Below are 7,813 nucleotides of genomic sequence, written 5' to 3'. Positions count from 1 at the left end.
CGCAGCGACGGGTCGCTCGCCGTGCGCCTGCGGCACACGGCGCTCCTGTGGTGCCCCGGCGACGGTACACCGACCGTCGACCTCGTGCGCGAGCGGGGGCAGCTCAGCGAGGACGAGCGCCGGGCCAACGCCTTCTTCCAGCGCTTCTACCAGGAAGCGGCGCGCGAACTCGCCGCCCTGGAAGCACGCGAACACACGGCCCAAGTGGTCGCACCCGGTGAACGGATCCGCCGCGAGCGACGCTTCCGCTGGTCCCCCGAAGACCAGCGCGACGCCAATCTCGGCCGCCGACTCCCCTACCTCGTCTGCTCGCCGACGATGGAGCTCGGCATCGACATCGCCGACCTCGACCTGGTTCACCTGCGCAATGTCCCGCCCACGCCCGCCAACTACGCCCAACGCAGCGGTCGAGCCGGCCGCCAGGGCCAGCCGGGGCTCATCCTCACCTTCTGCGGTGCGCTCCACGGCCACGACCAGTACTTCTTCCGGCATCGCGAGGAGATGGTCGCCGGTGCGGTCCGTGCCCCGCGGCTCGATCTGGCCAACGAGACGCTCTTGCGCACCCACATCCTGGCAGAGTGGCTCTCCGAAACCGGACTCGCGCTCCGCGACTCGGTCGAGTCGGTACTCGCGGTCGAGGACGAGCCGGACTATCCGCTCACGGCAGAGGCACGGGCGCAGCTGCAACTCACTCCGTCGCAACGCCGGCGCCTCGAAGAACGCCTCGAGCGCATCCTGACCCCCGCTGACCAGCGCGATCTGGCAGCGACCGGCTGGTACAGCCCGCAGTGGCTCGAGCGACTGCTCGAGACCGCCCCCGAGCGCTTCGACCGCGCCTTCGATCGCTGGCGGGAACTCTACCGGGCCGCGACCGACCAGCTCCAGAAAGCAATGCGGCTCCTGTACTCCCGCAATCTGGCCGATCAGGAAGAAGGCAAACGTCTCCAAAGCGAGGCGTTGCGGCAGCGCAACTTACTCCTCCAGATCGATATCGCTCGCGAAGAGAGCGACTTCTACCCCTACCGCTATCTGGCGACCGAGGAATTCCTGCCCGGTTACAACTTCCCGGCACTGCCGGTCCGCGCGTGGGTGCCACGCGGTGAGGGCGAGTTCATCGCCCGCCCGCGTCATCTGGCGGTCACCGAGTTCGCCCCCGGCACCACCGTCTACCATGAAGGAGCCAAATGGCAGTTCGCCAGCTTCTTCGTCCCCATCGGTGCGGGGTCGCTCCAGCAACGCGTGGTCACCCGCAAGCTCTGCCACCACTGCGCCGCCTGGAGCGAGCAGCACGAGGACTGTTGCCCCAACTGCGGCGTGGAACTGGCCGGAGCGAACGCTGAGATCGTCAAGTTCCTCGAGATGCCGAACGTCCGCCTCGAGCGGCGCGAGCGGATTACCTGCAACGAGGAGGAACGCCAGCTGCGTGGCTATGCCCGCCAGGTGGCTTTCCGCTTCGCGCCAGCCGAGAGCGGTGTCCGCTTCCTCGAGGCCGATGTGCGGACAGCGGACGGGCAGCCGCTCCTGGCACTCCGCTACGCACCGGCCGCGACGCTCCTCACCCTGAACCGTGGCTGGCGAGCCAGCCAGTCGCCCGACTTCCTCGTCGACCTCGCGACCGGCGAGGTGGTGAGCGAGGAAAAGCCCGGCAGCCCACGGGGCTCCTCCAAGGCAACCAAGCGTGATCTCGCCCGGCTCGCGCTGGCGGTCCAAGAGACGCGCAACCTCTTGCTCGTCCGGCTGCTCGACCCGGAACTGCGCGACGATCCGGTCCGCCGCACCACGCTCCGCGTCGCGCTCCACCGTGGGCTCGGCCAGGCGTTCCAGCTCGAGGAACTGGAGATCGGCACCGACGAAGTCGGGAGCGGCGAGCAACTCGCGCTCCTGTTCGTCGAGGAAGCCGAGGGTGGGCTCGGCGTGCTCCGCCGGCTGGTCGAGGAACCGAAGGCGCTCGCCCAGGTCGCCCGCGAGGCATTGCGTCTGTGCCACTTCGTACCCGAGACCGCGCGTCCAGACTGTGACGGTGCCTGCTCGGAGTGCTTGCTCACTTACAGCTCGGCACGCTTCGCGCGCTTTCTCGACCGCTTTGCCGTGCAAAGCCTTCTCGAGGCGCTCGCCGACTGTACGGTCGAGCAGCGCAGCGACGGCGTGCCGTACGAGGAGCGACTGGCCAAGCTGTTGGAACGCTGCGAGTCGTCGCTCGAGCGCGCGTTCCTCGCGGCCTTGGCGAGCCAGCGCCTCCGCTTGCCCGATGACGCGCAGACGCTCATCGAGGAACCGCGCTGCCGGGCCGACTTCTTCTACCTGCCGAACGTGCTGGTGTTCATCGACGGGCCGCACCACGATCGACCAGCGGTCGAGGCGCTCGACGAGCGCCAGCGGCGCGCGCTCATTGCCAACGGCTACCGCGTGATCGTTCTCCGCTACGACGAGCCCTGGCTGGAGCAGTTCCGCCGCTATCCGGAGGTATTCGGACCGATCAGTTCGTGAGGGGCAGCCACCTGACCCCTCCGACGCAGGGTCCCGCACCGCCCCCTCGCCTCCCGATCCCACCGCCGGCGTGCTACCCCGTCCTGAACGAGCGAGGCGCTGCCTCGCCCGCCGCGCCACCAGGCACGGCAAACTCGGTGGCAACCATCCCCCACCACCATTCCGCCCGACACCGTGGACCTCCGGCCACGCGGCCGGTGCCGGCCCTCGCGGGCCGGCGGCTCAGGCACCGTCCGACCCCTACCGAACGGGATACACGCACCGCCCATCCGTGCAGGCAGGCACCGCACCGGGGACAGGCCGCCCCACCTGTGTAGGGGCGACGCGCTGCGTCGCCCGCATGTTCGTGTAGGGGCGAGGCGCTGCCTCGCCCGCCGGGCCGCAGGCCCGGCAATGGCCGGTGGGAAATCGATCCGCAGCCATCGCACACCGCAGAACGGTCATCCTGGCACGCGTAGCCGGCCCCACCGGGCCGGCGGGTCAGGCACCGCCTGACCCCTACAGGATCGGGGTGTGCCGCCGGACGGTGGCGCCCAAATCACCGCCCGGCGAGGGGGTCTCCACGTGTGTAGGGGCGAGGCGCTGCCTCGCCCGCTGCGCCGGGAGGGGCGGGAAACACCGCGCGGCGCCCATCCGCGCGGCCGGTCATCTCCGCGACCCGGTACACATCACCCCACCACACGATTGCCGGCCCTCGCGGGCCGGCGGGTCAGGCACCGCCTGACCCCTACAGGACGGGGTTCACATACCACCGATCCGTGCAGGCATAGGCCACACCGTGGATGCATCGACCACCTCGTAGGGGCGAGGCGCTGCCTCGCCCGCCGCGCCACCAGGCGCGCCGACCTCCACCGGTATCGCCGGCCCCACGAGCCCGCTCCGACGCGCCTCGCGCGGGATCGCACACCGGCCGAGTCGGTCCCCCTACCGCTGGGGACCACGTCCGGCGCGTCGCTCCTCACCAGCTCCACCACCGGCTGCTTCGCGGACCCGCGCGCCGTGGTTGCCGCGCGCCACCTCGGGAACGGGCTTCTCCTCGTCGGTCGCTGTCTTCTCCTTCGCCGCCTCGGAGACCGCGCGACCGTGATTGTCTCGCGCGACCGCGCGCACCGCTTCGCCGTGATTCCCCTCACCGTCGTTCGACCGGGCGACCTCCGACACGGCCGCGCCGTGGTTGTCCCGCGCCACCTCCCGCACCGGCGGAGCAGTTTCGGTCGGCTCGGGCATCGGCGAGGGTTCCGCAGTCTCGGTCGGCTCAGCAGCTTCCACCGGATCCGGCGTCACCGTCGGCTCGCCGACCTCGGTCGGCTCAGCGGTCGGCGACAGGTCGGCCTCCGCTGACGGCTGCTCGGCCGCCTCGGCGACTGGGCTCGATCCGTTCTCGTCCAGCGCGCTGAGCAACGTTCCGGCACCATCGCTCGGCGTCGACTCGGTCGCACGCGCTGCCGGGGGAGCGTCTGTCGTCCCGTTCCCTTTCGGCTCGAGCACCTGACGCACCACCCGACCGAACCCTCCAGCCGACCCGGTCAGTCCCGCCGGCCCGGCCAGCGCCGGCATCGCCGCCAGCGCGAAGGCCAACACCGTCGCCGCGATCGCGAGCCGTCGGCCGAGCCAGGCCCGCCGGAGCCGACGCCGCCACGCTCGGGCCTCTCCCGCCCGCTCTGTCCGTGCTGCCATCGCTACCCCTCCTCGCGCGTCATCGCTCGAGAGGAGTGTTACGGCGTCCCGGCGCGACACGCCATGGTCGGATGCTCCTAGCCCGACCCGGTCAGGCCGATCCGCCCGCTGCGCGTGGCCCACCCACCGTGACCCGTTGGCCACCGGCGTCCCGAGCCGTGCGCCCGATCGCGCTGCACCGTATCCTCTTGACCAGCGACCACGCTGCCGCCATCCTGCTTCCAGATCGCGCGTGCCAGGGGGGTCGACGATGTCGGTCAAGCCAGGCTCGATCGTCCGCTTCCGTCACCGCCGCTGGGTCGTCCTCCCCAGCGATGACGAGGCGATCGTCCTCCTCCGCCCGCTCACGGGAACCAGCGAGGACGCCCTCCCCGTTCACCGACAGCTCGCCGACCTCCTCGCCTACTCGCTCCCCAGCGAGCGGCTGGAGGCCGACCGGTTCCCGCTCCCCGACCCCTGCCACCTCGCCGACGCCGAAGCCGTGCGCCTCCTCGGCCAAGCCGCTCGCTTGCTCCTCCGCGAGGGGGCTGCTCCCTTCCGCTCGCTCGGCCGGATCTCGGTCCGCCCCCGTCCCTACCAGCTCGTCCCCTTGCTCATGGCCCTCCGCCTCGATCCCGTCCGCCTCCTCATCGCCGACGACGTCGGTGTCGGCAAGACGATCGAGGCCGGTCTCATCGCCCGCGAACTCTGGGACACCGGCGAGATCCGCCGCCTCGCCGTCCTCTGCCCACCGCCGCTCACCGAGCAATGGGCGTGCGAGCTCCGCGAGAAGTTCCACCTCGACCCGGTCGTCCTCGCCCCACACAGCGTCGCCGCGCTCGAGCGTGCCCTCCCGCCCGGCCGCTCGCTCTTCCGCCACTACCCGGTCATCGTCGCCTCGATCGACTTCCTCAAGCTGCCGCGCAACCGCGAGCCCTTCCTCGCCGAGCCGCCCGATCTCGTCATCGTCGACGAGGCGCACGGCGTCGTCCCCGCCAGCACCGCCGAGCGCGACCCCCGCCACCTCCGCTACGAACTCGTCCAGGCACTCGCCCGCGACTCCCGTCGCCATCTCCTGCTGCTCACCGCCACGCCGCATTCAGGCGTCCAACGCGCCTTCCAGCGCCTGCTCGGCTTGCTCCACACCGACTTCGAGAACTGGGACCTCGATCAGCTCGACCGCGCCCGCAGCGAGCGCCTCGCTCGCCACGTCGTCCAGCGGACCCGCGCCGATATCCGCCGTCAGTGGCCGGAGGCCAGCCAGCCCTACCCCGAGCGCGACGCGATCGAGCGCACCTACGCCCTCTCCCAGGCCTACCGCGCGCTTTTCCAGGACACCTTCGACTTCTGCCGCCGATTGATCGAGGAGAGCCGGCGGCTTCCCGATCGCCAGCGCCGCTTCCAGTGGTGGGCCGCTCTCACCCTCCTCCGTTGCGTCATGTCCAGCCCCCGCGCCGGGGCCGAGTCGCTCGCCCGTCGCGAGGTTCTCCAAGCAGAAGAGCCCGAGGACCTCGCGCTCGCCGCCGAGACGAGCGAGAACGGCTACGAGCCAGCCGAGCTGCTCGGCCTGGAGCCGACCGAACTCCGCCCCAGCGACGAGATCCCCAGCCACCGCCTGGAACAGGCCACCACCCGTACCCTGGCGCCGAGCGAGGTCGCGCGCCGCCGCCTGCGCGAGCTGGCGCGCCAGGCCAGGGCGATCGAGGCCGATCCAGCCAGCGATACCAAGCTCCAGGCCTGCCTCGAAGCCGTCCGCGAACTCCTCGCCCACGGCTCCGCTCCCGTCATCTGGTGCGTCTTCGTCGACACCGCCGAATACGTCGCCGAGCGCCTCCGTCAGGCCCTCGAGCCGACCGACCCCGACCTCGTCGTCGAGTGCCTCACCGGGCGCATCGGCGACGAGGAACGACGCGAGCGCGTCCGGGCACTGCAGCTGGCCCCGCGCCGCATCCTGGTCGCCACCGACTGCCTGAGCGAAGGCGTCAACCTCCAGGAACTGTTCGATGCCGTCCTCCACTACGACCTGCCCTGGAACCCCAACCGCCTCGAGCAGCGCGAGGGCCGCGTCGACCGCTTCGGTCAGCCCCGCGCGCGCGTCACTGCCGTCCGCCTCTACGGGCGCGACAACCCGGTCGATGCCGAGGTGATCGATATCCTGATCCGCAAGGCCGACCAGATCCGCAAGCATCTCGGCATCCACGTCCCCGTCCCGGAAGACGAAGGCTGGCTCGCCGAGCTCCTCGTCCACCGCCTCTTCGAGAAACCGCGCCAGACTCAGCTCGCTCTCCCGCTCGGCCCCGACCCCACCGCACAGCTCCTCTCCCGCTGGAACGCCGACACCGAACGGGAAGAGCGGCGCCGCACCCGCTTCGCCCAGCACGCGCTCGACCCCCAGGCCGTCCTGCGCGAACTGGAAGCCTGCGACGCCGTGCTCGGCGACGAGCAGGCCGTCCGCGCCTTCGTCGCAGGCGCGAGCCAACGACTCGGTCTTCCGGTGGAACCGCAACCGGACGGCACCCTGGCACTCCGGACCAGCGTTCGCGACGCCGTACCGGAACCGATCCGCCTCCTCCTGCCGAGCGACCGGCGTCGGGCCTGGCAGCTGGCCTTCACCGTTCCCCACCCACCAGGCAGCGAGTGGGTGGGTCGCAACCACCCCTTCACCGTCGGGCTCGCCCGCTACCTCTTCGAACTCGCTTTCGAGCGTCCCGACACGACGGTCGTCGCCCGGACCGCCGTCCTGCGCAGCCGGCTGGTCAAGCAGGTCGTCGCGCTCCTCCTCCTGCGCACCCGCTTTCTCCTGCGCCGCCCGGATCGACCGGAGACGATTCTGGAGGAAATCCTGGTCACCGGGTGCGACCTCTTCGCCGAACACTGGCTCGCACCGGACGAGGCACGGCGTCTGCTCGACCAGGCGCTCCCGGAGGAGGACATCCCGCTGGCCGAGCGCCGCGACCTGGCCGCAGCGGCGCTCGAACCCTTAGCCGAGATCCTGGCCCGCACCGGCCCGAGCGGCCCGCTGGCCGAGCGACTGGTCCAGCGCGCCACCGAACTCGCCGCGGCTCACCGCCGGGTCTACGAGGCCGCTGGCGCCCGTCGGCGCGGGCTCTCGATCGAGCCGCTGTGGCCACCCGACCTCGTCGCCTACGTCGTCCTCCAGCCGAAACGGTGACCGAAGCCAGCCGACCCCGCCGCGGGAGGGCAACACCCCTACCGGGGTGCGGCGTGCCGCGTCCGCCGCGCTATCCGGCGCGCCAAACCCAGCGCACCATCCGGCATCCCCACGACGTTGTCAGGCACAACGGCCCCCTCGCCCCGCCGGCCAGTGCCGGCCGCGCCGGGCCGGCGGGTCAGGCACTGCGTGACCCCTACAGGACGGGGCGGTGCCGCCCCACCGTGGCGCCCCTGTGCCCGACCCGGGATGGGTCGTCCCGGCCTGTAGGGGCGAGGCGCTGCCTCGCCCGCCGCGCCACCCGGCGCGGGGAATGCCGTGGCACATGTCGGCCGACGGCGATGGGCATGGCAGATGGCCGACGGGCCCCGGTGGCGGTCTGCCGGCCCTGCCGGGCCGGCGGGTCAGGCACCGCCTGACCCCTACAACATGGGGATCACGCACCACCCCCTGACCGACCGATCCCACCGGTCGCTTGCTGCCCCACCGGTGTAGGGG

General features: G+C 71.6%; 3 protein-coding genes. 2 read left to right on the top strand and 1 reads right to left on the bottom strand.

What is annotated here, in order from left to right; translation table 11 throughout:
- On the top strand, positions 1-2,487 hold a 2,487-nt coding region (locus ACWIVK_RS08210), incomplete at its 5' end, for a helicase-related protein (protein ID WP_448576163.1).
- A 924-nt stretch (positions 2,488-3,411) separates the two neighbouring features.
- Here the strand turns inward: ACWIVK_RS08210 and ACWIVK_RS08205 are convergent.
- Positions 3,412-4,164 carry a hypothetical protein gene (locus ACWIVK_RS08205; protein WP_448576162.1) on the bottom strand — a complete coding sequence of 251 codons (753 nt, stop codon included), beginning with the start codon at positions 4,162-4,164 and terminating at the stop codon, positions 3,412-3,414.
- Between the two features lie 250 nt (positions 4,165-4,414).
- Here ACWIVK_RS08205 and ACWIVK_RS08200 point away from each other — a divergent pair, with 250 nt between their 5' ends.
- Positions 4,415-7,315 carry a helicase-related protein gene (locus ACWIVK_RS08200; protein ID WP_448576161.1) on the top strand — a complete coding sequence of 967 codons (2,901 nt, stop codon included), beginning with the start codon at positions 4,415-4,417 and terminating at the stop codon, positions 7,313-7,315.
- Positions 7,316-7,813: the final 498 nt, after the last annotated feature.

The sequence above is a fragment of the Thermomicrobium sp. genome (genome assembly GCF_053493975.1).
The sequence above is the reverse complement of the archived record's forward strand: the minus strand, read 5'-3'. Positions and strand labels throughout refer to the sequence as shown.